The sequence below is a fragment of the Salinisphaera sp. G21_0 genome (genome assembly GCF_017744115.1).
Taxonomy (GTDB): Bacteria; Pseudomonadota; Gammaproteobacteria; order Pseudomonadales; family Endozoicomonadaceae; genus Endozoicomonas.
Genome location: NZ_JAGHQW010000011.1, coordinates 42725 through 67347 on the forward strand (window position 1 = coordinate 42725; position 24623 = coordinate 67347).

Genomic DNA, 24623 nt, shown 5'->3' on the forward strand with positions numbered 1-24623 from the left:
AAGAGTCGCTATGCGGCTCTTTGTCATGATGCTCCGATTAGCCTCTGTACAAAATTTCTCTGTTGCGGCCTAAGCAGGCGACCTTTGAAATTTTCCATTGCCTGGGCAAGCGTTTCCATTTTGTTGCGGATTTCAGTGATGGAATTTTCGGACAGGGTTTCTTCCGGGGCTGCTTTAAGCGGGGCTGCATTAAGATTGCTTTTCGCACCAGATGGCCTGTGTTTCGAGGCGTCATAGCCGGTGGCTGGTAAACCGGGCTGGCCTGAAATTGATTTCCTGGCCATTACTTCCTTTATCAGCGCCAGCAGTTTCCTTCGGCAGTTAAGGAGCTCTATCAGATTTTCACTGGCTGTTTTTATATTGGATACAAAGCGGGTAATACGATCCTGTGCTTCGATAATCAGTTCAAGGTCAAATTTGATCAGTGATAAATCCTGTGTTTCCTGATCACTGTCTAAGGTGAATAGTTGCAGTACATTGATGATCTCTTTTTGCAGCGTAAACGCATCTTGCAGTATTTGTTGATGTGTTGAGAATAAGGTTGCCAGTTCAAAGACTTTATCACTAAGATTCCGTATCGGCTGTTTTTGTACAGTAATTTTTGTATTTTTATCGATTTTTGACAGCTCTTTTTGTCTGGCCAGATCGGTTTCCATTTTTTTCAGATAGTCAGTGGAGCACACTAAAATACCCCGGCTTCTCTGCATACCCTGAAGTACGACATCAAAAAATTGTTTAATCAGTATCTCGGATCGTAACGACTTTATCTGAACAATGAACAGTGAGTCGTCCGGCGGGTCATGCAGCATCTCCAATACAAGGGTATTGGCCTGTGATAGCTGGCCACTCCCAAAATGTTGCCATGCCATTTTCAGTGAATCCAGTGAGCCAATTTTGAGGCCCAAAGAAGCGATGTCTGTATGGTCATCAACGTGATCACTACTGGCACTGCAGGGTAGTTGATGATTTTCCCCTGAGGTGGATTCTTCGCTGTCAGATTCATCGGGTTCCACAGTGTTTTGGATCTTTTGTTCTGAGGCTATTGTTGACAGTTTGCGATTGATAATGGATTCTAATTTTTTCTGTTCCCTGGCATTATTTTCCTGCTCTTCCCTGATTAAAATATTCCAATACTTTTCTGCTTTGGCATTTTTAATCTCCAGCTCCTGACTGGTCATTTTTTTGAGTCTTTCTAATTGGGGTGACCAGATGGACTGGTAAAAATTGATCTGCTCGGGTGAATTAAATTTTTCCAATATTTTTTCAACATTCTGGTAGAGAATCAGTTGGTCTTCTTGATCATAACTATCGTCTTGCTTTGCAGTTAAGTACTGAATTTTCAGCAATATTGTATCAATAAGAGGGTTAAACTGTGTGATGAATTCAAGGTCACTCAAGTCCAGTGTAATGATCAGCTCCAATGTTTCCAGCAGATTACTTTCATCGTGGCAATAGGCTATCCACTGTTTGATCAGAGCTTGTATGGGGGTGACATTTCTATCGCTTATACAGCTTGCAACAAGGCGCTTACAGGAAACCAATATCAATACCATGTTTTTTAAGAATTGTTCAGATATATCGGCGTACTGTAACGGGTTCAGCAATTCGATGAAGTTGGCTACCAGTTTTTCCAACTTATGATGTTCTTTGACGGTAATGTATTCTGTTGACTCTTTGGTAAGCAGAGTATTGTGAAATTCTACTAATTTCTGCGTCACCTCCTGTTCAAACAGTAGCTCTTCTTTAATATGAGCCAGTGCAGCAAAACCGTACAGCGTGTTGTAGGTTAACATGGCTTCTTGCATTTTGGTTTTTTCCAGAAAATTGTTTTTTGCCCTGTCTTTGGAGGCTTTTTCGAGTTCCTGGGTAATGATGGGGATATCCCGGGTGGCCAGTTCAATGCTCTGGTCAAGTAACAGAATGGCCCGGACATAAATATTGGCAGCGTTTCTTGCTTTTTTGGGATTGGCATCCTGATATAACTGAATAAAGTCAGCTGACAAAAGGTCAACACGTTGTTTCAGGGTTCGAACAATCTCTACCGCTTTTCTGGTTTGTTTTTTTGCTTCCAGTTTCTCGCTGATTTTGTACTTTGCCTGCAATACCGGGTCTGCACACTGGGTTTTATTGCCACTGGCAGAGCTGGCCGGTCTGTATTCCTTACTGTTTCTGGCGACGAGAGAGGTTGTGTCTGTCTTATCGGGTTTTTGCCTGGCATTGTGGGTCGGGAGTTCCTGAATGGGGCTGCCATGATCAAACAGGAACTTTGTCTGGTGATCCATTAACGACTTAAACGTCTCAAAAGACTCAGGCAGTGTCTGCCCCAGCAGTGTGGCTGTTTTGCTGTAGGCGTAGGTAAACCAGCTGTGAGTCCATAGTGTTTCGGTAGCTCGTTGAGCCTTGATGGCATAGAGCAATGTTTTCAGGCTGGCAGTCTCAAGGCGGTATCGGATAAGATCAAAATGAGGCATCCAGCTATGGAGAAAAGGCGCTTCTGTCTGCAGGTTGCACTGCGGATCAATACGGGAAATCAGGCGAATGGTCATATAAATAGCCGATAGGCCCGCCGCCTCTTCATAATGACTGATATCAGCCCCGTTATCAGTGGCCATTATGTAGGCAATGGCTGATTTTAAAAAGAACGTCAGGGAGCGTGGAATGTCACCTCGGTGCAGGAATATATTGCCCTTGTATGCGCAGTTCAGCAGTGCCGAGCGTATTGTGGTGATGTCGGTTTTAGCTGATTCAGGGGAATCACTGATTAACAGTGTCGGGGTTAATAAGCTGTTGATCTCTTCATTTACCGGGAAATTCAGATCAATCGCTTGCCAGTCAGCGGCAGAAAGATTCTTTTTTACTATAAAGTGCACGGCATTGTAAATCTGTTGGGGAATAATGGTCTGGTAATCAGGGTAGATCTCGTCGAACTCGACAGGAAGAGTGAAGCGCAGATCATGATATGTCTGTGTGTTGTATGTCGGGTTGAATGGCTGCATGGCAAGATTGAATGCTTCAGGAGATCCGGTCCGGGCCGCCAGAATCGCCAGTACAACGGAGGCTTTTATGTACCCTGCACGGTTGACGGTATGCAGGTCCCTGAGTATTTCAGTCATGAATATCGGGTTGTTCGCGTCACAGTGGTGAATGATCTTATGCAGTGCCAGAAACAGTATGGATTCTATGTGATTTAACCGCTTTCCTGTTTCCAGTGCTAACAGTGTCGTATCCGAAAAGGCTCTCATGTCAACCGTTATCGGATTCGTCTGGTCGGGTTCCTGAATAACCTTTAACACCTCATCAAATAAACTGTCGCCCAGGTTGTCCAGTTTTTTCTTACTCAGGCTATTACTGGTTTTCGGGTTGGATATTATGGTTAACACGATCTGAATTTTTTTCTTGATGCGTTCCTCTCGGTCTGACTCTGTGGTCTCTGCCGGATTCGCTGGTCCGGCTGTTGCTTCTTTTGATGGCGTTTCTATTTCTGCAACACTGCTTACTGGTCTTTCCGGGGGTAGGCTTCCGGTTTTCTGTTCGACAACCTCTAGGCTTGGGTGTATGAGGCCCAATGTATCTTCAGTGATAGCCAGCTGATGAGCTGGTGGTTGACTGGCGTGATGTGGTGGCTGTTTACACTCAGTTTCTTTAACCCGGAAAGGCGTAATAAGATAATGTTCAGCCAGCATATAGGGTCTGAAAACGTTAATCAGCCCTGGCGATGGTGAGGCTGAATAATAATGGTCTCCTCCGGAGTGAGCAATAAATAATAAACTGGTTAATCGTGCATCATTCGCGTCGCTATTAAACAGTGCTGGCTGTTTAGCCCTTAGTGTTTTAATCAGATTTGGCGTTAATTGATTGGCTTCATGAATGCTGTGCTTATGTTTCTCAATATTTTGTTTTTTGGGATTGACTTTCAGCAAGATAATGGTTGTCCCGGTGACAATAGCCATTATGTGCAATAGAGAACTCCATCCGTAGTGGGCGGTATCATTGGGATTACCTGCCGGATCGGCAATGAGTCGGCTCTTCAGCAGGTCATGGATGGATTTGCCCGGCTCCGGAAGGATCAGAGTATTCAGTTCCTCGTACTCAGAGGCGCTCAATCCGGCGTTAAGTGCAGAGGCTATCCAGCAGTGGATTATATGCCTTACCATGTCAGGACGGATAACAACCTGCTCATGTGCAGTATCGTGGAGCGAGGTGCCCAGCAGAACATTATAGGTTTTCAGGAAGTTGGTTGCTGCTGCTCTGTTTTTATTCAGTCCACTGGCGAGGGACGCGTAAAAACAATTGCCATCTTTTGCCGTATTTTCCAGATCAAAATCATTTCTCAGTAAAATCATCAGTTCATTGAATGAGTAGGCCGTTTCATGCCTGCATTTATCGGACGAAAGAATATTGATCAACGCCCTTTTTTCCTGGGATCTGGAATGTTTTAGCTGATAGGGTGAATCAAAAAAGCTGTGATATAGCTGATCAGCAGAGTAGATGTTCCTGATTAAAGTAATTGCTTCAACAAACCCACTATTCAGTGCCTTAAAGGGTTCTGACTTATGTAAATCCGGATTTTTTGGGTGATAGTAAAGGGTGAAAACGTGCTTCTCTATTTTTGAAAGAGTTATTGCGCTATTGAGTATGACTCTCAGTTTTTGATTGTCTTCTGTCGTTGTGATTAAGTTGTCATGAAGTTTTTTCAACGAAAGAAGGTCGAGAGCCAGATAACCCATGGTCGACAAAACAGGAATAGTACCTTCGTACTGTGTACTTATATGGGTGGGGATTCTGATGACATAATCATCCCGGATGAGGTCCAGTTCTTTCATCCATGTGGTTTTAACCGAGCATTCAATTTTGATCCAGGGTTTTCCGGTATGAAACAGGGTTAATTGTCCTGATAAAGGTGATAGCTCAGCATTATACGGTTGGTTACCCACAAGACGGAGGTTCGGGCTACAGTCTTTCCAGGGAAAATCTTTGCTAAAAACAATCTTTTGCAGTTTTCGATTGAGTTGAATAAGCAGATTGTTGGTGGTTTTTTCATCATTCAACAGTATATCAATATCATTCACATTTTCATTGATACGAGTGTGTAGCAGGTCAATACCACAGGAACCAAAAATAACCATTTGCCCCGGATGATCATTGTGAAAGTGCATGATTTCCGTCAGCACTTCATGGAAGATAGCCCGCTTGGCTGTTGCCAGAGAGGGTTGTGTAATTTTTGCCGCACTGGCTAACGGCAGGTCTTTTTGCGCGATTTCCGGGGGAGGGCTCGATGCTGCGCCATGCTCAGAAGTTGCTTTAACTGCTGATGCAGGGTTTATTTCTTCGATTTTATAGCCGGTTAGCGGTTTTTCCAGCGAAGTATTTGATGGCGGAGTCTGACGATTTAATTGTGTGTCAAAAGTATCGGTGCGAGCAGTGCCGCTGGTGTTGACCCCGGTTAATAACGTTGCTGATGACGCTGCATTATTTGACCCATTTGATACCTGCATTGTGAGACCTTGCCAACTTTACTTATTTAAAATACCTGAAGGTCTAATCATAGCATTGCAGGAAGCGGTAGTGACGACCTGGCAAGATTGGTAAAAAATAAACCCGGATGTTGAAACTCTCTGTTAAAGTTCTCAGTGCAATTGTCCAGAGCAGAACAGGAAGAAAAATGAAGCTTGCAATTATCAGTGGCAGTCATCGATTGGAATCCCAGAGTGAGCGGATCAGTCAGTTTTTGGCGAACCGTGTGCTTGAGCTTTCCCTATTTGACTCGGTTGAAATTCTATCGCTGGCGGGTAATCCGCTTCCCCATTGGGATGAGTCCATCTGGCGTGGTGATGAGCAGTGGCAGGCCAGACTGGCACCCTGGAAACAAAAATTGAAAGAAGCGGATGCGCTGATTGTCGTGGCACCGGAGTGGAGCGGCATGGTACCGGCGGGGTTGAAGAACTTCTTTCTTCTGTTTGGTACCGCTGAGCTGGGCCATAAACCCGCATTGATTACGGCGGTTTCTGCCGGGCAGGGTGGGGCCTATCCTGTGGTGGAACTTCGTACCAGTAGTTACAAGAATTGCCGTATCTGTTATCTGCCTGATCATCTGATTGTCCGTCATGTCGGGCAGGTGTTCACTGGCGAGGATCCTGAAGGGGACAAGCATCTGCAGGACCGGGTGGACTACTGCCTTAAACTGCTGAAGGCTTATTCAACAGGGTTACAGCACGTCAGAGAGAGTGGGGTCGTTGATCACAAAACGTTCCGCAATGGCATGTAGCTGTGATGATAGCCGGGAGGCTGTTTTCCGACAGCCTCCCAGACCAGACAATGTGGGGATCAATGCGGGGATCTATGAAGTCAATTAGCAGGTTTTTTGGATTGTCCTCCTATCAGCGATTTGATGAACCCGGTTCTGCCAATTCTGAAGCAAGCTGTGCCAATCCCTACAATGAGCCCGAAGCACTGGTGGCTTGCAGGGTCGGCAATCTCGGGCGTCTGAATAGGGAGCTGCAACATGACAGGCTTATTGTTAATAAGGATTACCGGTCCGTAAAATCCGGGGATATCGTTTCCTTGCTGGTTATTGCAGTTGCTCACAGGCATGTTGAGCTGGCTCGACTGCTGATCGATCAAGGAGCTTATGTTGACTATGTCACTAAAAATGGGTTCACGCCGCTCATGTGTGCTGTGAAAAAAGATCATGTTGAGCTGGCCCAGCTGCTGATCGGTAAAGGGGCTCATGTTGATCAGGCTGATGAAAAAGGGTTCACGCCGCTCATGAATGCTGCGTTTGAAGGTTATGTTGAGCTGGTCCGGCTGCTGATCGACGAAGGGGCAAAAGTTAACCTGGCTAATAAAAAGGGGGTTACGGCGCTCTATATGGCAGTTCAGGAGGCTAATAATGAGGTGGCCCGGTTGCTGATCAGCAGGGGCGCTGATGTTGATCTGGCTGCTAAAGACGGATCCACACCGCTCGCTTGTGCAGCGGACCATGGGAATGTTGAGCTAACCCGGCTGCTGATCGACAACGGGGCTAAAGTTAACCTGGCTACTAAAGACGGGGCCACGCCACTCTTTTTTGCCGCTCAGGATGGTAACAATGAGATTGTTAGACTCTTATTAGCTGGTGGAGCAGACCCAAAGAAAAAAATGAAAACCCTGAGCTTGGGCCTTTTTTCTTCAGCCAGGTCTCCTCTTGGCGCTGCCATAAAGTACAGCGGAGACGAAGAAACTGTGAAAATGATAAAAACCGCCATAAAAGAAAGAAAAGTCCACTCATCACAGTGAATGCCCATCGCTGCTTGCTGGTCAGAATGCTTCTTACGGTGCATTCGATAAGCTGGCATCAGTGGTGTTGACCGGCTTCCAGCTCATCAAAAAAACATACCAATCGAAAGTTCGATTGGTATTTCTGTTTGTTGATTATCGAACGTACTCAAACACCTTGACAACGCGAGAAACGCCGTAGGTATTGGCGGCAATCGATACGGCCTCCTGTGCCATTTTGGGCGTAATGAGTCCCATCAGATAAACCGTTCCCTGTTCCGTATTGATTTTGATTCGGTCAGCGATAACGGCTTCATTGGTCACCATTGAGGTTTTGATTTTGGTGGTTAACCAGCTGTCGTTACTTTGCACCAGGATATCGGCGTTTGGGCCAATTTCCAGCTCATTGTAGACCTGGCGAACCTTTTCCACCCTTTGTGCCGTCTGGCCAGCCAGCTTTTTCAGGTTTGCGTTGGGAACCTGGCCAATAAGCAAGACAGTACCATTAAAGCTGATCACCTTGACTCTTGACTCTCTCAGGGCTGGATCTGCCTTGTTAATGTTCACGGCGGTGACGGTTTCAATGGTCTGGTCATCTATCCAGGACCCCCAGGTCCGTTTGCTGTTATCAATGTTGACAGGCTCTTCGTTAACGGAGTCAACCAGCGCGGCGCAACCACTTAATAAGGTCAGTAATCCGGTGAGCAGGCAGGTGGAGAGCGCAATGCCGATAGGTTTCATGATTACCCTCATGCAGAGTGAAAAATTAAGGTTTTCTGGAGATGATGCCAGGTTATTCAGCGGAAAACAGAAACTCATCAATCAGATCGCACAGGCAATGAATAATCAGGGTATGCACTTCCTGTATGCGCTGTGGGCTGATGTCAGGCACCCTGATTTCCACCTCTTCCGGGTGGAGCAGGCGCGCCATGTCACCGCCGTCTTTGCCGGTCAGGGCAATCACCTGAATGTTCCTGTCATGGGCGGCCTGTATGGCCTGAACCATGTTGGGGCAGTTGCCGTGGGCTGAGATAGCCAGCAGTATGTCACCTTCATGGCCCAGTGCCCGTATCTGTTTAGAGAACACTTCGTTGTAACTTGAATCGTTAGCGATGGAACTCATGGTCAGGCTGTCTGCGCAAAGTGACAGGGCTGGCAGGGCAGGGCGTTCACGATCAAACCGGTTAAGCAGCTCAGAAACAAAGTGTTGGGCATCGCCAGCCGCGCCGCCATTGCCACAGGCCATGATTTTTCCCTCGTTCAGCAGAGATTGAACCATCATCTCTGCTGCATCGGCAATGAGCGGAGGGAGAGTATCGGCCGAGCGGATTTTGGCGTCGATGCTGTCGGAAAAGTGTTGCGTTATACGTTCATGCATGCCTGAAACCTTGAAATGAAAACCATCCGGTTTTCTTTCTTCTGAAGTCGCTCTTCTGAACAGCGATCAGAAGATTTCTCTGCTTCTAAGATAACTTCTTAAAAAGCACTTTTAATCCATTTTAAGCTGTTTTGCCCTGTGCCGTCATGATTGTCAATGGATATTGCATCAAATCGACAGATCCTGTGGCTGTGCTGGCGGTATTTTTGCAAATAAACGGCGGCGGTCTTGCGAATTTTCTGTTGCTTGGTTCGGTCAATTGAGCTGGCGGCATTACCGAATTGGACATGGCTTCGTGAGCGAACTTCGACAAAAACCAGGGTGGCGTGGTCCAGCATAATCAAATCCACTTCACCGGCTTTGCAGGCAAAGTTTCTATGCAAAAGCGTCAGTCCCTGCTGCTGCAAAAACAACAGGGCGCTTTTTTCTGCCTCGGCACCCTTTCTGCTACTAAGGTTGAGCTTCCAGGGCATAGAGGACGGAAGTAGTGGTGGTTACTGGTTTTGTCGCTCTGTTTTTCACAGAGGTGACACGTTCCGGGGTTTTGGGCTTCACGATAGGGAGTGGCGTGAGTCGGCCATTCCTGAATATTTGCCACGAGAGTTCACGACGGACTTTTCCGCTCGGAGCAATACTTAATGATCCGGTCATTCCCTGCAGTTGGCTGCCTTGCAGGTTTACCAGTTGCTGGAGTCTTGGGTAGAGCTTGTAGGCATCGGCACCCAGCGCGTAAAGTGTGCCCAGTTGGCCTTTGGATTGTTGCCACAGGGTATTGATCTGCTGTTCCAGCGGATCCGGTGTTCCGGGAATTAACCACGGCATAACAGGAACCCGAATACCGTCCATATCCTGATCCTGACTGGTATTGGTGATGCCTGAAAATGCGCTGGATGTTGCATAGACCGGAACATTGCGTGCGTATTGATAGGCCAGGGCAGGCTTGATCTGTCTTCCTTCCTGAGGGCTGGCACCAATAAAGACCATGTCCACGTCCTGGCGCCGACGAGCCTGGAATCCCAGGTTTTCGCCCAGAACACGTTTCAGCTGTCTGGCTCTCGCTTCGCTTTGATCGGTGTGCAACAGCCTGCCAGCCAGGGCGCTGAACTGGGTTTGCGGGTCAAATTCACCGGAGCCGACAACTTCACCGCCGAGTTCTTCCCATCGGGCTGCAAAAGTGGCGTTGATTTTCTTTCCCCACTCGGTGTTGGGTGTAATGATAATGGCCGTCCTGTGTCCATCCAGTTTGCCTCGTTCAGCGGCCATAATGGCTTCATCTTCTGCCGAGAGCCCGAATTGGTAGAGACCCGCACGATACCCGGCCGGTGTTGCCGGTACTCCATCAACGGACAGCGGGTCGGCTGCGTCCTCAATATAGTTCAACGCCAGAACCGGGATGCGGTTGGTAATATCACTGTTTATCGCTTTTACCCGGCTTTTACTCAGAGGGCCAATAATCAGCTGTGCTCCCTCCTCAATGGCCCGGGTGGCCAGATCGTTGATATCGGTGTCCTGGGTATTATAAAACTGAAGTTCCGGGAGAGGTTCTCCTGACCCCATGGCTTCATAGTGAGAGGCCAGCAGGCCGTCTCTAAGGGCTTCACCGACCTTGCTCAGCCTTCCGGACAGCGGCAGTAGCAGAGCGATTTTGTCAGGACGCCTGGTTGAGCTGCTCTTCAGGGTTTCAAAGTCCCCGGGCAGATACTTGTGCGCCGGATGGGATGACCAGTCCCGCTTCCACTGTTCAAGTCCGGCCAGTTGCTGATCCAGGCTGCGACCGGTTTGATAGATTAAGGCCAGGGCCAGCCAGCCTTTCAGTTTTTGTGACTTTTCCTGTTGATACAGGCTGTCGAGCTGCTCCGCCGGGACATGCAGGAGTGTCTGCCAGAAGCTGTCGTAATGTGGTTCACGTTCTGCTTCGGTCAGGTAGGGGCCAGCCAGCAGCCACTCATCCAGGGAAGCCTGATATTCACCAAATCTGGCATAGGCAAGTGCTTTCAGAGTATGCGCCCGGGCATTAATGGAGGTGCTGTTACTGACAATAACGGCCTCGCGATCAAGCCACTCAAACACCGCCCAGTCCTGACTGTTGATCTGGGCAATCTGAGCCTGCTGAACCGCCAGTTCCGCCTGGATTGGCTTTGGCAGTTGCTGGTACGGCATTTGATCCAGAATCTGCTGTGTGCGGGTTGGTTCTTTACTCATCAGCTCTCTGGTGATGGCAAGCGTCCGGGTGGCCCGCTCCGGGTAACTGAGCCGCGCTGCCTCGGCCAACTGCTGGTCGATGCTTTTGATCGATTTTGCGATTGGCACAAGTGGACTTTTAGGCTGTGATGAGCAGGCAGTCATCAGTGCAGGAATAAGCGCAGCGATAGCAATGGCTGCCAGCTTTCGGGGCAGGCTGTTACTCAGAGCGGTTGTATAAGTCATCATTTGCAGTCGTGGGCCAGAGGGGGCTTTGTTAATAGCTTCGATTGTACACAGGCCATGGAATCGACACTATAGGTTATGGCTATTGTTGGTTCGAATTTATACCGTTTCCCCTTTTGCCGGAGGCACAGTGATACTTACGTTCAGTGAATGAGTGTTAGCCATTCTTGCCTTCCTGTTATGCTTTCTATCCATCAAAACTATTAGAATCGTTGTGAATCGATTATTACGTGCTGTTTCACATAAGCGTTTGGAGAAGCAATGAGCGTAGTTGGCGATACCAGCGTGGAGATCTCCGGCAGGGATGTTGCGTCATATTTTTACCATACAAAATCAGGGTTGTCCTGTTTGCTCGGGGCGGTCTACTGGCTGTTTCGCTGGAAGGTGATGCGTCCGGCCGAGGAGCTGCACAATATGATTTGGGCATACAGAGAATCTTATTTTATCCATTCGTTTTTGCAATCCCGGGTTGTGACAAAGGTTCCTGAAATGGTAACGCAACTGCCAAAATCACAATATAGTAATAGCTGTGGTGCCCAGGCTTTAAGACAGGCTGCATTCGACCTTGGTGTCAGCCATCTTCCTGACAAGGAGATATATAAATTTCAGGGGCAAAGTATTGCAGACGACAGTGCTGAAGAAGCGATTTATGGTATTTCAGGCCGGTTGCTTGATGACACCATGAAGCGGCAGTTAACGTCTCCAAAGTATGGCGGTTATAGCTTACCTGATGGAATGCTGGCTGCTGCCAGGGAGTTGGGGCTTGATGGCCGGTTTTATTGCTCTTCACTACTTTTGAAGTACTATCTGAAGCTTTGTTACCCCAAAGAATGGGGCAGGGCTTCAGCGCTTTGCCCTGTAAAAAACAGTTCGCCACCAAAATTAAGCCTGAATGAGCGATGCATTCATGCGGTAAGACGCGAAGATACAACAGCACTTCATTGGCTTATGGAGAGGCCCGATGGCAGCTGTTATGACCCCAAGGATGCCGCTCTCTATAAAAGTCTTGAACAGTACAGTCAGTCCAGTGGTTACTCATACACAGGCGTAGCTTTATTAATCTGTGATCGCAGTGCATACCCGGGTGGAGCGGGGCCGGTGGTTAAGTAATTGTCAGGTTTGCTTGCTGCTTCGTCACTCAAGTTTTGGTGATGACGAAGTAAGATACTCCAAATGCCCAACCACTGTTGGGTTGTGACAGCTATTCAGGGAAGAAAATATGGGTGTTGCTATCAGTGAAGGTTATGTGCAGTTTTCCGGTCGTGATGCTGCATCCTGTATCTACAATACCGGCAAGGGATTGGGCAGGCTTAAAGGGTTTGCCTATTGGCTGTTTCGCTGGAAAGTGACGGTGCCGGAATCCAATGTGGTCAGGCAAATCTGGGATTTGCGTGATGCCAGATTTATCAAGTCTTACCTGGGCAGCAGGCGCGTAACATTGGTTGGTGCAAACCACTTCGATACCTTGCCAAAGCAACAGTATCACAATAGCTGTGCGGCAAGGTGCCTGCAGCAAGCAGCTTATGAGCTTGGTATAAATCAAATACCCAACAACAGACTCTATCAATTTAATGGCCAGTCCATTCTCGACAGAAGTGCTGAGGCGGCAATTTATGCAATTAGCGGCAGGCTGGTCAGCGGTAATGGGGAGTTGCAGCCTGATCTTCTGGGAGACCTGAATAACGGCCCTGCTTCCGGTCCGGTGGGTATCAGGAATGCTGCCAGACTGCTTGGGCTTGATAGTCGCTTCTATTGCTCATCATGGCTTACCGAGTGGTATTTTGGGCAGAGAGATCCTGTCAACTGGAGAGAAATTAAACAATATTGTCCGGTGCATCGCACTTCACCGCCGAGGTTGTGCCAGAATGAGCGGCTGCTGGTACATGTTTGCAATTACTCCATGCTCGGCCTGGATGATCATGGTCTCAAAGTCCGGCGGGATCACTATATTATGCAGCGGCCAGATGGCAGTTGTTATAATCCGGACACAGGAATCAACTACCCTTCCGTGAAAGCCTACGCCAGGCGAACGGGAATAAGGCCCAGTGGTGCTTATATGCTGGTCAGCGATAAAGATTCCTATGCAACACTGCCTTCCCTTAAAAGCAGGGCCGGTAGTGTTGGAACAGGCAGGAGTGTTTTTGCTGGTGGTTAAAACTAAACGCTTCTGGTTACCTCCTTGTTATCCGGGCAGGAATTTTCGATTCTCTTGTACTCAATTCCAGCTGGGAACAAAAAATATTTCTTTCGCGCCACCAGCCACCCCGTTCATATTCCCTGACCACCGCATCCGGAGTGACCGGCTGGCCATTCAATGGCAGATTTCTCAGGCAACATGCCTCTTTGAAGCGTGCCACTTCCAATGTTGCCCCGACTGACTGATAATTCTTAACCACTTCATCCGGAGTGATCGTCTGGCGATTCAAGGGCAGATGTCTCAGGCAACATTCTGCCTTGAAGCGTGCCTCCTCCAATGTGGCCCCGACGGCCCGGAAATCCTTAACCACCGCATCCGGAGTGACCGGCCGACCATTCAGCGGCAGCCTCCTCAGGCAACATTCTGCTTTGAAGCGCGCTACCCCCAGAGGTGCCCAGGCGGCCTGAAAACACTTAACCACCATATCCGGAGTGACCGGCTGGCCATTCAGTGGCCGCCTCCGCAGGCAACATTCCGCTATGAAGCGCGCCAGCGGCAGTGCTGCCCCGGTTGCCTGATAACCCTTAACCACCGCATCCGGTGTGACCTGTTGACCATGCAACGGCAGTCTTCTGAGGCAACATTGATCCAGAAAGCGCGCTATCGCTAATTTGTACTTATGATTTCGGTCTGGCATCCGGGTGAATTCCTGAATGACCTGATCCGGAGTAATCTTTCTTCTGTTACATCGCACGTGCCGTAAGCAGAGCTTTTGCAGGAAGAAGCCGCTTCTAAGAGAACTGCTGTCCATTCCGTAAACGGTAAGCACATCAGCCGGGGTTACTTTACGTTTTTGTAATGGTTTTTTTTCCCAAAAGGCATCCTCAACATCCTTGCCATCCAGGGGAACGGCGGTACCTCCATAATACTGATGGCTGGTGACTCTTTTACCGTTAAAGGTACTTTCGAAGAGGTCAGGAAACCGGCTTGAACCGGCTTGTTGATCAACCCGGCTGGCAGGCCCCGGGTGATAGTAAGCTGAGGCTGTTGCTTGCAAAATAACCCCCTGACTACAAATAACGACATTTGACCTCAATATAACTATCAGGTTCCGTTTATGTTGGGAGAGGGCATCAAATATACCACTCTTTGCTGCAACAAAACGTAGTTAATGAGCGGCAGTCTACTTCTAGTAAGTCTCATTATCGATAACTGGCGTTACTTTCAAGAAATCATGAAATACTTAAAGTTAACTCAGATTTTGCAGGCAATGGCAGATGAGAATAAAAAAAATCTCGATCATGTAACCAGCCTCCCCGTTCATATTCCTTAACCACCTCATCCGGTGTGACCAGCTGGCCATTCAACGGCAGGCCCCTCAGACAAAATTCCGCTTTGAAGTGTGCCAGCTCCCGGGTTGCCCTGACGGCACGGTAACCCTTAACCACCTCATCCGGTGTCACCAGCTGGCCATTCAACGGGAGGTGCCTCAGGAAACATGCTGTTTTGAAGCGCGCTATCCCCAGTTTACCTTCCAGACTATTCGGGAAGTGCTTGTCCAGCTCATCCGGTGTGAACTGCTGGCCACTCAACGGCAGGCCTTTCAGGTAACATGCCGCTCTGAAGTACGATAACTCCAGTTTGGCCTGAAGTGCCTGATAGTGTTTAATCACTGTATCCGGTGAGACCTGCTGGCCACCCAACGGTAAGCCCCTCAGGCAGCATTCTGCTTTGAAATACGCCATTCTCAGTTTGCCTTCCGGACTAACCGGGAAACCCTTGACCACCTCATCCGGTGTGACCTGCTGGCCATTCAACAACAGGCCCCTCAGGCAACATTCCGCTTTGAAACGTGCCAGCTCCAGTGTCGACCTGGCTGTCTGAAAGTCCTTAACCACCGCATCCGGCATGACCTGCTGGCCATTCAACGCCAGGCCATTCAGGCAACATTGTTCTTTAAAGAGCATTGCCTCAAGTCTGCCTTCCGGACAATCCGGGAAATCCTTCATCACCTCATCCGGTGCAACCTTTTGGCCATTCAACAGCTGGCCCCTCAGGCAACACTCTGCTTTGAAGCGTGCCAGTTCCAGTGTGGCCCTGGCGGCCTGATAATCCTTAACCACTGAATCCGGTTTGACCTGCTGACCATTCAGCGCCAGGCCCAAAAGGCAACATTGTTCCTTAAAGCTGGCCAGTTCCAGTATTAATTTGTCGGCCTGAAAATCCTTAACCACCGCATCCGGTGTGACTGGCTGGCCATTCAATGACAGGCTTTTCAGGCAGCATTCGGCTTTGAAGCGCACTAATTCCACTGTTGCCCTGATTTCCTGAAAGTCCCTGACCACCTCATCCGGTGTGACCTGCTGGCCATGCAAAAGCAGGCCCCTCAGGCAACATGCCTCTTTGAAGCGTGCTTTGCCCAGTTTGCCTGCCGGGCTGTCCGGGAACTCCTTGTCCACCTCATCCGGTGTGACATGATGGCCATGCAACGGCAGACCTTTCAGACAACATTCTGCTTTGAAGCGCACCAGCTCCAGAGTTGCCCTGGCTGCCTGAAAATCCTTAACCACCGCATCCGGTGTGACCTGCTGGCCATTCAACGTCAGGCCCCTGAAACAACAATCCTCTTTGAAGCGTGCCAGGTCCAGTGTTGTATTGGCTGCCTGAAAATCCCCGGCTATTGCCCCCGGAGCGACCTCCTGGCCATTTAAAGACAAGCCCTTCAGGTAACATTCCGCTTTGAAACGTGCCAGCTCCAGTACTGCCCCGGCTGTCTCATAATCCTTAATCACCTCGTCCGGTGTGACCTGCTGGCCATTCAACGGCAGGCCTTTCAGGTAACATATCTCTTTGAAGCGCGTCAGCTCCAGTGTTGCATTGATTGTCAGATAACCCTTGGCCACGGTATCCGACGTGACTTGCTGGCCATCCAACGCCAGCCCACTCAGGTAATATTTCTCGATGAAGCGTGCTATCCCCAGTCTGCCTTCCGGACTAACCGGGAAACTCTTAATCACCTCATCCAGGGTGACTTCCCTGCCATTTAACGGCAGCTGCTTCAGGCAACATTCTTGCTTGAAACGGGCGAGCTCCAGTGTGGCTTTGGCTGCCTGATAACCTTCAACCACTGCTTCCGGTGTGACCTCCTGACTATTCAACAACAGACCCCTCAGGCAACATTCTGCTTTGAAGCGTGCTATCGCTAATTGCTGCTTATCGTTTCGACTTGGTTCCCGGTTGAATTCTTGCATGACCTGATCTGTGGTAATCTTTTTATTGCCATATTGAATATTCTGTAAGCAAAGTTTTTGCAGGAAGAGGCCAGACCTTAGAGAGCTCTTGTCATATTTATAATAAGCTTGAAGCACTACAGCCGAGGTGACTTGACGCCCGTTTAATGATTTTCTTTTCCAAAAGGCATCCTCAATCCATTTGCCTTCATCCGGGGCAGTGGATCTCCCTCTGTGAGACTGAAGATTTGATATTCTTTTACCGATGAATGTGCTGCCGGAGGGGGCAGGAATCCCGCTGGAACCGGTTTGTCGACCGACCCGTAAAACAGGCTTCGGGTGAGAGTAGGTTGATGCTGTTGCTTTCAAGATAAACCCTGCACACTTGGACTATAAACACCGCCTTTCGACCTCAATATGATTATTTGGTTCCATTTATGGTGTTGTGGGGAGAGGGGTAAACATCCCTCTATATCCCAAAAGTTGTTGATAGTGGTGGGGCGTTTGTCTTGTATTCAGGGTGGCTGTACGGCAGTGAACGATACGAGATATGGAAAAGACTGCGGGAAATTTTTCTAAGCTGCCTGTGCGGCAGTGAACTGTTAAGACTCAAAAAAGAGTATGGGGTTGATTTCTAAGCTGCCTGTGCGGCAGTGAACAGAAAACGGAGGGCATTACACCTCCTGCTGTGTTTTCTAAGCTGCCTGTGCGGCAGTGAACAAGCCTATCGACAAGGCGCGGGATGAACTGGTGTTTCTAAGCTGCCTGTGCGGCAGTGAACTGAGTGGGTGAATCCGTGGCGGGCGCGGGATCTTTCTAAGCTGCCTGTGCGGCAGTGAACAGTTGCCCAATTCTTTTGGTACTTCTGGCAAATTTCTAAGCTGCCTGTGCGGCAGTGAACTCCATAATGATTCGCACCAATGCCGCACCAACGTTTCTAAGCTGCCTGTGCGGCAGTGAACGTCAGGAGGTAGGTAAGATGCTGGATTCATTGTTTCTAAGCTGCCTGTGCGGCAGTGAACTTATTACAATATGAAAGATGTTCAATTCTCTTTTTCTAAGCTGCCTGTGCGGCAGTGAACGATCTGTTACCGGAAGATAAAAAACGGTTTGATTTCTAAGCTGCCTGTACGGCAGTGAACCAGGCCGTTCAGCTTGAGCACTTCTTTTAAGATTTCTAAGCTGCCTGTGCGGCAGTGAACTGCGGGCACTGTGGATCTCCATGGCGAACGAATTTCTAAGCTGCCTGTGCGGCAGTGAACAAAGCGGTTTTGGTTGTTTATCTTGATGGCAATTTCTAAGCTGCCTGTGCGGCAGTGAACAAAGCGGTTTTGGTTGTTTATCTTGATGGCAATTTCTAAGCTGCCTGTGCGGCAGTGAACCTAAAGCCCTTTAAATCTTCCGGCTCAATGATTTTCTAAGCTGCCTGTGCGGCAGTGAACGCAACCTTTCTAACTCTTCGCTTCTTAAATCTTTTCTAAGCTGCCTGTGCGGCAGTGAACACACCACCGACGATGCGTACCTGGAACTGATCTTTCTAAGCTGCCTGTGCGGCAGTGAACACATTTTCTAATCGCCAGACATTTTTAAACTTTTTCTAAGCTGCCTGTGCGGCAGTGAACGAGTACGCCGTTCAGGACTGGGGCCTTGAACTTTTCTAAGCTGCCTGTGCGGCAGTGAACTCTCTAGGGGTTGCCCCCTCCCATTTGCTGTTTTTCTAAGCTGCCTGTGCGGCAGTGAACATAGTTGCGAGGGGCGCAACTTTTTAAAAAAGTTTCTAAGCTGCCTGTGCGGCAGTGAACGAAAGGCAGGCATGGCTTAGGGCATTGGCTAGTTTCTAAGCTGCCTGTGCGGCAGTGAACCACCCGCCTTAATAGCCGTTAAAGCTAATTTATTTCTAAGCTGCCTGTGCGGCAGTGAACGCCAAAGGATTGTTTGATGATCAGCAATATTCTTTCTAAGCTGCCTGTGCGGCAGTGAACTGTTTCTCCAACACAATATAACTCGTCTGGTTTTTCTAAGCTGCCTGTGCGGCAGTGAACTCCGAATCCAGGAACCTCACCGGAGAATACAGTTTCTAAGCTGCCTGTGCGGCAGTGAACCCAAAGAAATCTTTGCCGCCGGCGGTTATATCTTTCTAAGCTGCCTGTGCGGCAGTGAACCGGAGCAACCCGTGAAGCGACCCGCCGCGCCATTTCTAAGCTGCCTGTGCGGCAGTGAACCTACCAACACCAAAACACGCCTATCCATTCACTTTCTAAGCTGCCTGTGCGGCAGTGAACTGGTCATCAAAATCCGTGGCCAGAAACTTCACTTTCTAAGCTGCCTGTGCGGCAGTGAACGAGCGAGGCGGTTTGTTTGGCATGGCCAAGGATTTTCTAAGCTGCCTGTGCGGCAGTGAACGTGGCACCAGGCTTTTAAACTCTTTGGATGACTTTCTAAGCTGCCTGTGCGGCAGTGAACTTTTTTCTCTTCGTCAGATCAAAACCCCCAAATTTCTAAGCTGCCTGTGCGGCAGTGAACGGTACTGGTACTCAGGGGGTTTACTCCCGTAATTTCTAAGCTGCCTGTGCGGCAGTGAACGACCCCTAAAGAATTGCGTGAGCTTGGACGCTTTTCTAAGCTGCCTGTGCGGCAGTGAACCTCTCAATGCGTTCTTGATCCGTTCGCCTTTATTTCTAAGCTGCCTGTGCGGCAGTGAACATGAGCCTCGACGTTTTGAGTTAGTGCTAAAATTTCTAAGCTGCCTGTGCGGCAGTGAACCGGGCATGCCCGAGCGAGAGAATATTCTTGGCTTTCTAAGCTGCCTGTGCGGCAGTGAACATCAGTGAATTGAGTTTGAACACACCGACACTTTTCTAAGCTGCCTGTGCGGCAGTGAACAGGTCGAGTACTTGGCTGGCATCAAATCTATCATTTCTAAGCTGCCTGTGCGGCAGTGAACATTACCTTCCCCGGGGAAATCAAACCACCAAATTTCTAAGCTGCCTGTGCGGCAGTGAACAATATCCATGGCTGCGCCTCTATCCATCCGACTTTCTAAGCTGCCTGTGCGGCAGTGAACCTGTGCCTGATCGGAAGATTGCACTAACTCAATTTCTAAGCTGCCTGTGCGGCAGTGAACGATGTGGGAACGATTAAAAGAGCCTTCAACATTTTCTAAGCTGCCTGTGCGGCAGTGAACGGGGCAGGATAAAAGTGACATTCATAAAAAATTTTCTAAGCTGCCTGTGCGGCAGTGAACGAAATTACCCCGAAATTATTCTCCGCTGTAATTTTCTAAGCTGCCTGTGCGGCAGTGAACTTAAATACCTGACTAAAAACATTGCTGGTTGCGTTTCTAAGCTGCCTGTGCGGCAGTGAACAGGCACCACATCAACGGCCATGGACGGATAGTTTTCTAAGCTGCCTGTGCGGCAGTGAACTACGTCATAGCGTTTACTGGCGTCGTGATAGCTTTCTAAGCTGCCTGTGCGGCAGTGAACGCTGAAATGCCCTTATAAAGACTGCACTGACGTTTCTAAGCTGCCTGTGCGGCAGTGAACTGGTGGATCGGTCGCCATGGGCGAAAGAGACATTTCTAAGCTGCCTGTGCGGCAGTGAACGGAGTGGGAAGCCAAGAAAGCCATTCAAGAATTTTCTAAGCTGCCTGTGCGGCAGTGAACAAGGACAATATGAGCAAAGAGTAGTTGTTGCAAGGGGTTCATCGAAAAAAGGGAGTGTCACCCTATTTTTTTGGAGTTAATTTAATTTATTGATTCTAAATATATTTTTAAAAAGCGAAAAAAAAGGGTCTTTGAGTGCCGCTGGCGACAGCGGCTTCCTATGGGCACTAATGTGGCCTGGCTTTGTTATGCACACAAACCCTCATTCCCAAGGTCTCAAGGCTGTTCAAGTCCTACGAACATGTTCCCACGGACTCCCGTGAGAATGCATACCAAACCATTGTACAAATTAAAACCTCCGTTTAACTTCCATTATTCCGGGTAGAAACAGATTGTTCCACATTCAGAAGGTTTCGGTATTCACTCCCACGCAAGCATGGGAGTACGTATGGGTATTAGCGCTTTTCTGCACTAGAACTCAGGAACAGTGGCTTTATCCAAAGCCAGGCCGTAGCTGTTAAATTGACCATCTACAGCCTTGGCTTTGTTATGGCGCTCTATAAACAACAGAAAACTTTGCCCGTTGCTGCTGCTCTTCAGGCCAACATGAGGAAGGTGAAGTGGTTTCGAGATTTGTGCATGGATAGCCTGCTCCAATGCCTCTGACCAGGTTCCCCGCTCAAGGTGGCGCTTTTTTTGCCTCTGGTAACGGCTGTTGCCCTTAGGTTGCTTCCGGGAGTAGCAGCTGTGTTTAGAGATCCCTTCAGGTATCCCTCTGACTGGTGTCAGCAGAGCGTAATCCCGGATAACGGAATGATTAGCCAGCACCGAATGGAAAGCATCAATATCCACCTTTTTACCAAGGATACGTATTATGCCACCCAGTGTGTGCTGTTGTCCGTAGGCTGGGAAAGCAAGACCGATTCGCCCCCCATAGGTCGGCAGCAACGAGTGCAGTGCCTGCATAAGTGCCGACACCACAGCAGACTGGATAATCTCTGGGTTGGGCAGTGCTTTTAGCTCACAGTAGCTGTCCATAATTACTCCTTGCCGGATTCGCCAAAGACGCCACCACGGATCAGGATAGCCATTACATAATGCTGTTGCTCTACAGAAGGTTCTTTATCCTTGAGTACCCAATTATCAAACAGGCTGTAGAAATCCATCTTTGCCTTTGGCTGCCGGAAGGCCATGCCAAGGGTGGTTACAGATCCATAGGGCTCAATGGCGATGGGCATCATTGCATCATCACTGTACCAGGTATCAATGGTACGAATAGCATTACCGACTTTTTGCGAGTGCATGCCTGCTTGACGATTGGATTCATTGACAACGTAGAGCTCTTTGCTCTTGGTTTTTCCTGTATCCAGTACCAGCTCCTGAGAAGGGTAAACTTCCTGACCAAAGCCGAGGCGGGCATGAGCTTCAATATTGAGAAGAATAAAATGCTCACCACGCAGACCAGAAGCTATCCATTGAGCGACAGTGGTGATTTCTTCGGACCGGTGATCAAAATTCTGCAGGCTCAGTTGGCGGGCATTATCGATGGCAACACTCTTCTCTGCGCCATCTATTTTACAGCGCACAATGACTGAAACCGACTCACTGCCGATGCGGTTACGCCACAGCCAGCGGGCGTTAAGAATATTGGCTGCGTAACGCCTTGCCAGTTCTTCTACACCATGCTCCTGAATATATTGAGCAACAATTTCTTTCACCTTGGCCTGATAGGGTTGGTTATTACAGACACTGGGGGTGCCATCAAAAGGTATAACCTTGCAGGTGAAATTGACCTTGAGAGTGTCATTGTCATTATTCAACATGGCTACATCGACGGTTTGCAGGTTAGGTACCTGAATTTTTGCGTCCAGCTTTGCCGGGTCGCTGGCATCCTTGTTTTTCAGACGATTAGAGATAGTGCCCCGAATGGATTTGGTGCGAATGGCAATCACAGACTCCTGAGGGTGCTCCAGTTCACTGTTGAACTGACTGAATACCCCATCGGAGATATCCAGATTACGTTCGAAGGCGAGAACTGAGGCTGTTGTTAATTTAGTCATTGCATAACTCCTTTGATATCAGTTGCCATTTTGCTCAATCAAGTACAAGCCGTTTTCACCGCTGTTCATCCGCCAGAAGGCATTATCCAGTGAGTTGAGGCTATAAGGGAAAACCCAGCGGCCAAGGCTGTAGAGTGTCTCGACATACTGGCTTGGGTAGTAGGGAGCCCGGCTATGTTGCATAGCTTCCGGTTCAAAAAGCGGTGAGATTGACTGATAGCCGACCGATATCGGCACCAGCCAGCCACGACCATGTTTGACACTGGTCGTCTTCCAGTGCACGGTTGGTTCTTTGTCTTCACCCCTGGTGGGCCGCTGCTCGGGAATATGATGCAATATCGCCGTTTCGAGAAGTGCATCCAGAGCGGTTGCATCGGGTGATTGCTGTTGTAGCTGCCTGGTAATCTCTATCAGTTCCTGACGGGCCTCCACAAGAATAAAGGCCGGTGCCAGGCGGGCTTTTAGTTGATCCAGATTTTCTGCCGGTACCAGCTCAACCGATTTGATACCAAACACACTGCCACTGGCCATTCTCTGTTGCTGCAGGGTTTGGCTGACCCAGTGACAAAACGCTTGCTCATTGTCATTAAGCCAGTCTTCGTCATCGTAGTCTGCACAGCGTATGGGGAGAACCAGGCTGATGGTCATATCAACCTTGCCTTCTTCGACTATTGCTGCTGTCTCTCCGTTTTTCCTGATTGGGTTGCGGCTTTGATTTAATGTGTAATCGCTGAACGCATGGGGACGATAACGCCTTACCCGGCACTCATGACTGGCTATCAATACGCCGTCAAACGTCAGGCTTGCAGGAAACCGGATTTTACGTTCAAGAGCGTGAACAGCACCTAAAAAACCAGTCAGGGCAGGAAAACCATAACTGAGGGGGCCGGAGATCGCGTTGGCACCTTGTACCTTGATCTGGGAAATATGCAGGTAGAAATCCACATCATTCATGAAAATATTCCCGCATTATTTCGCTGGCTGGCTTTAATGGTTGCTTCTATTTCCCGTCGCCATTCTATGAATTCCATATCGTCAAAGGCTGTGGCCTGTTTTTTGAATCTGGTTTGTAGCAGGTTATTCAACCAGAGTGCGAAATCCTGCATAACGGTCTGGACCCATTCACCTCTTTCCCTCTGTTGTTTGAAGGCGGTTTGACCCTCCTGGTTTGCCCGCAGAGGATCAAGCCAGAGTTTGTGTGCCATTTTTAGCTGGTAGTTTTCACTCCATCCTGCAGGAAAACTTTGTTGTACATAGGCTGCCATTTGAAGAATCTGGCCAAGAATAAGGTCGAGAGCCTCCTTGCGCTGATCGCGGATATCCTTGTTGCTGTTGGCAGCCTCGATGACTGCATACAGCATCTGCAAAGCTTCATAACAGTGATAAGCCATACTCCTGCTAAAGAAGCTTTCTTGTCGTTTGCTTAGAGAAAAATCTTGCTGTCGGGAATAGGTGGGTGGCAGGGATTCAAGCAGCAGGTTAACACCACCCTGCAGACCAGTTATTGCGCTCACATTTCTCGATTTTAAAAAGCCTCCTCCACCCAGGATACATTTTGCAATTGACGAAGTGGTGACATAGGGGGCTGATTCGCTACTTTTCTTATATCTATTAGTTTTATTTTTTTTATTGTCTTCACTGTTGCGTGCATTTTCAATTTTAGTAAATGCTTTGTAAATTAAAATGGTTGGATGAAGAGGTAGAAGGTTATGGTAACTATCTTCTTTTATCGCATTTTGCATAGGCCAAAGTAGTTGTTTGTTAACTCCTGATGCTTTTGGCGATTCCTGTGTGCTAGTCAGAGAGTTATAAAAACTCTCTTGATATTTTTTTGAAGCCGCTATGTCATCAGAAAAAACTCCTTCCAAAGATGGATGTTTTCCGATTAGCAGGTCCCGGAGCTTATTTCCCTGAATTTGGATGTCAAAAAAATCAGCTAATGGCAAGGCCGCAGAGTTTCCACTGGCATCCAACTCATTCCCCAAAGCTTGTTGTGAGCCGACAATTCCATTGGGAAGGTTGTTTTGGGGGCGGAAGTTAATGTTATCCCCTTTTGAGTCTGGGTGGATACCCTTTGAAAAATGAGATCCAAATGTTAGCTGTTTAGCTAGCTTCGTTGCGAATACTTCCATTCGCATGGGCTTGGAATATTTATGCTTTGTATTCTCTATAGATTTGAGAATATTTGCTTCTGAATCGCTGCCAGGCTCTGCCTTGTCCAGTTTCTTCTGTTCTGGCTCCAGCTTGCTCTGGAGCTGCTCGCTAAGATACTGATCAATAGCCTGGATGACGTCATCACGTGTGATTGACTCCATGGCTTATCTTCACCTCTACTTGCTCAAAAGGAATGACAGTATAGCAAATTATTTTTGCCATGCATGTGCGTTTCTAAAGATTTTATAAAGACCTACAAATTTTTATGGCTGTGTTAGACTTTCACCCTCTGCCGAGCAGGCAGCTTATAAAATGCAAGTGCGGTTCTTTACGCACAAATTACTGCCGAACAGGCAGACTCCTGAAGGGCTTTCTGTT

The 24623-nt window shown here is 48.5% G+C and carries 15 protein-coding genes and 1 CRISPR repeat array; of the genes, 4 read left to right on the top strand and 11 right to left on the bottom strand.

Translation table 11 applies throughout. From position 1 onward, the window contains the following. Positions 1 to 23: 23 nt before the first annotated feature. Entirely contained in the window at positions 24 to 5495 is a 5472-nt protein-coding gene (locus J7439_RS07260) for a hypothetical protein (RefSeq protein WP_209201165.1), read from the bottom strand. 167 nt (positions 5496 to 5662) lie between these two features. Here J7439_RS07260 and J7439_RS07265 point away from each other — a divergent pair, with 167 nt between their 5' ends. Together J7439_RS07265 and J7439_RS07270 are read left to right on the top strand one after the other, a co-directional pair. Next, positions 5663 to 6265 carry an NADPH-dependent FMN reductase gene (locus tag J7439_RS07265; RefSeq protein WP_209201166.1) on the top strand — a complete coding sequence of 201 codons (603 nt, stop codon included), beginning with the start codon at positions 5663 to 5665 and terminating at the stop codon, positions 6263 to 6265. A gap of 101 nt (positions 6266 to 6366) precedes the next feature. Further along, positions 6367 to 7275, top strand: a complete 909-nt coding sequence (locus J7439_RS07270) for an ankyrin repeat domain-containing protein (protein WP_209201167.1) — start codon at positions 6367 to 6369, stop codon at positions 7273 to 7275. 135 nt (positions 7276 to 7410) lie between these two features. On the opposite strand, the gene J7439_RS07275 is transcribed toward J7439_RS07270, so the two are convergent. From J7439_RS07275 to J7439_RS07290, 4 genes are all read right to left on the bottom strand, one after another. Continuing rightward, positions 7411 to 7995, bottom strand: coding sequence for a BON domain-containing protein (locus J7439_RS07275; protein WP_209201168.1), 585 nt, complete (start codon positions 7993 to 7995; stop codon positions 7411 to 7413). Positions 7996 to 8047: 52 nt separating this feature from the next. Beyond that, entirely contained in the window at positions 8048 to 8632 is a 585-nt protein-coding gene (locus J7439_RS07280) for a phosphoheptose isomerase (RefSeq protein ID WP_209201169.1), read from the bottom strand. 98 nt (positions 8633 to 8730) lie between these two features. Beyond that, positions 8731 to 9105, bottom strand: coding sequence for a YraN family protein (locus J7439_RS07285; protein ID WP_209201170.1), 375 nt, complete (start codon positions 9103 to 9105; stop codon positions 8731 to 8733). Then, on the bottom strand, positions 9083 to 11062 hold the full coding sequence (locus tag J7439_RS07290) for a penicillin-binding protein activator (protein WP_209201171.1): 1980 nt from the start codon (positions 11060 to 11062) through the stop codon (positions 9083 to 9085). Before J7439_RS07290 ends, J7439_RS07285 begins: the two co-directional genes overlap by 23 nt. 486 nt (positions 11063 to 11548) lie before the next feature. Here J7439_RS07290 and J7439_RS07295 point away from each other — a divergent pair, with 486 nt between their 5' ends. Both J7439_RS07295 and J7439_RS07300 read left to right on the top strand, forming a co-directional pair. Beyond that, on the top strand, positions 11549 to 12169 hold the full coding sequence (locus J7439_RS07295; RefSeq protein ID WP_209201172.1) for a T3SS effector IpaJ family cysteine protease: 621 nt from the start codon (positions 11549 to 11551) through the stop codon (positions 12167 to 12169). A 109-nt stretch (positions 12170 to 12278) separates the two neighbouring features. Then, on the top strand, positions 12279 to 13214 hold the full coding sequence (locus J7439_RS07300) for a T3SS effector IpaJ family cysteine protease (protein ID WP_209201173.1): 936 nt from the start codon (positions 12279 to 12281) through the stop codon (positions 13212 to 13214). Between the two features lie 16 nt (positions 13215 to 13230). On the opposite strand, the gene J7439_RS07305 is transcribed toward J7439_RS07300, so the two are convergent. From J7439_RS07305 to csy1, 6 genes are all read right to left on the bottom strand, one after another. After that, positions 13231 to 14253 carry a hypothetical protein gene (locus J7439_RS07305; RefSeq protein ID WP_209201174.1) on the bottom strand — a complete coding sequence of 341 codons (1023 nt, stop codon included), beginning with the start codon at positions 14251 to 14253 and terminating at the stop codon, positions 13231 to 13233. Positions 14254 to 14428: 175 nt separating this feature from the next. Next, positions 14429 to 16447: a hypothetical protein gene (locus tag J7439_RS07310; protein ID WP_209201175.1), complete on the bottom strand. Its 2019-nt coding sequence runs from the start codon at positions 16445 to 16447 to the stop codon at positions 14429 to 14431. Positions 16448 to 16998: 551 nt separating this feature from the next. Beyond that, a CRISPR array of direct repeats spans positions 16999 to 20091; the repeat unit is 28 nt; unit sequence TTTCTAAGCTGCCTGTGCGGCAGTGAAC. Between the two features lie 411 nt (positions 20092 to 20502). After that, entirely contained in the window at positions 20503 to 21069 is a 567-nt protein-coding gene (gene cas6f, locus J7439_RS07315) for a type I-F CRISPR-associated endoribonuclease Cas6/Csy4 (RefSeq protein ID WP_209201176.1), read from the bottom strand. A 2-nt stretch (positions 21070 to 21071) separates the two neighbouring features. Then, positions 21072 to 22091, bottom strand: a complete 1020-nt coding sequence (csy3, locus tag J7439_RS07320) for a type I-F CRISPR-associated protein Csy3 (protein ID WP_209201177.1) — start codon at positions 22089 to 22091, stop codon at positions 21072 to 21074. 18 nt (positions 22092 to 22109) lie between these two features. Then, positions 22110 to 23045, bottom strand: coding sequence for a type I-F CRISPR-associated protein Csy2 (csy2, locus tag J7439_RS07325; RefSeq protein WP_209201178.1), 936 nt, complete (start codon positions 23043 to 23045; stop codon positions 22110 to 22112). After that, positions 23042 to 24406, bottom strand: a complete 1365-nt coding sequence (gene csy1 / locus J7439_RS07330) for a type I-F CRISPR-associated protein Csy1 (RefSeq protein WP_209201179.1) — start codon at positions 24404 to 24406, stop codon at positions 23042 to 23044. Before csy1 ends, csy2 begins: the two co-directional genes overlap by 4 nt. Between the last annotated feature and the right edge of the window lie 217 nt (positions 24407 to 24623).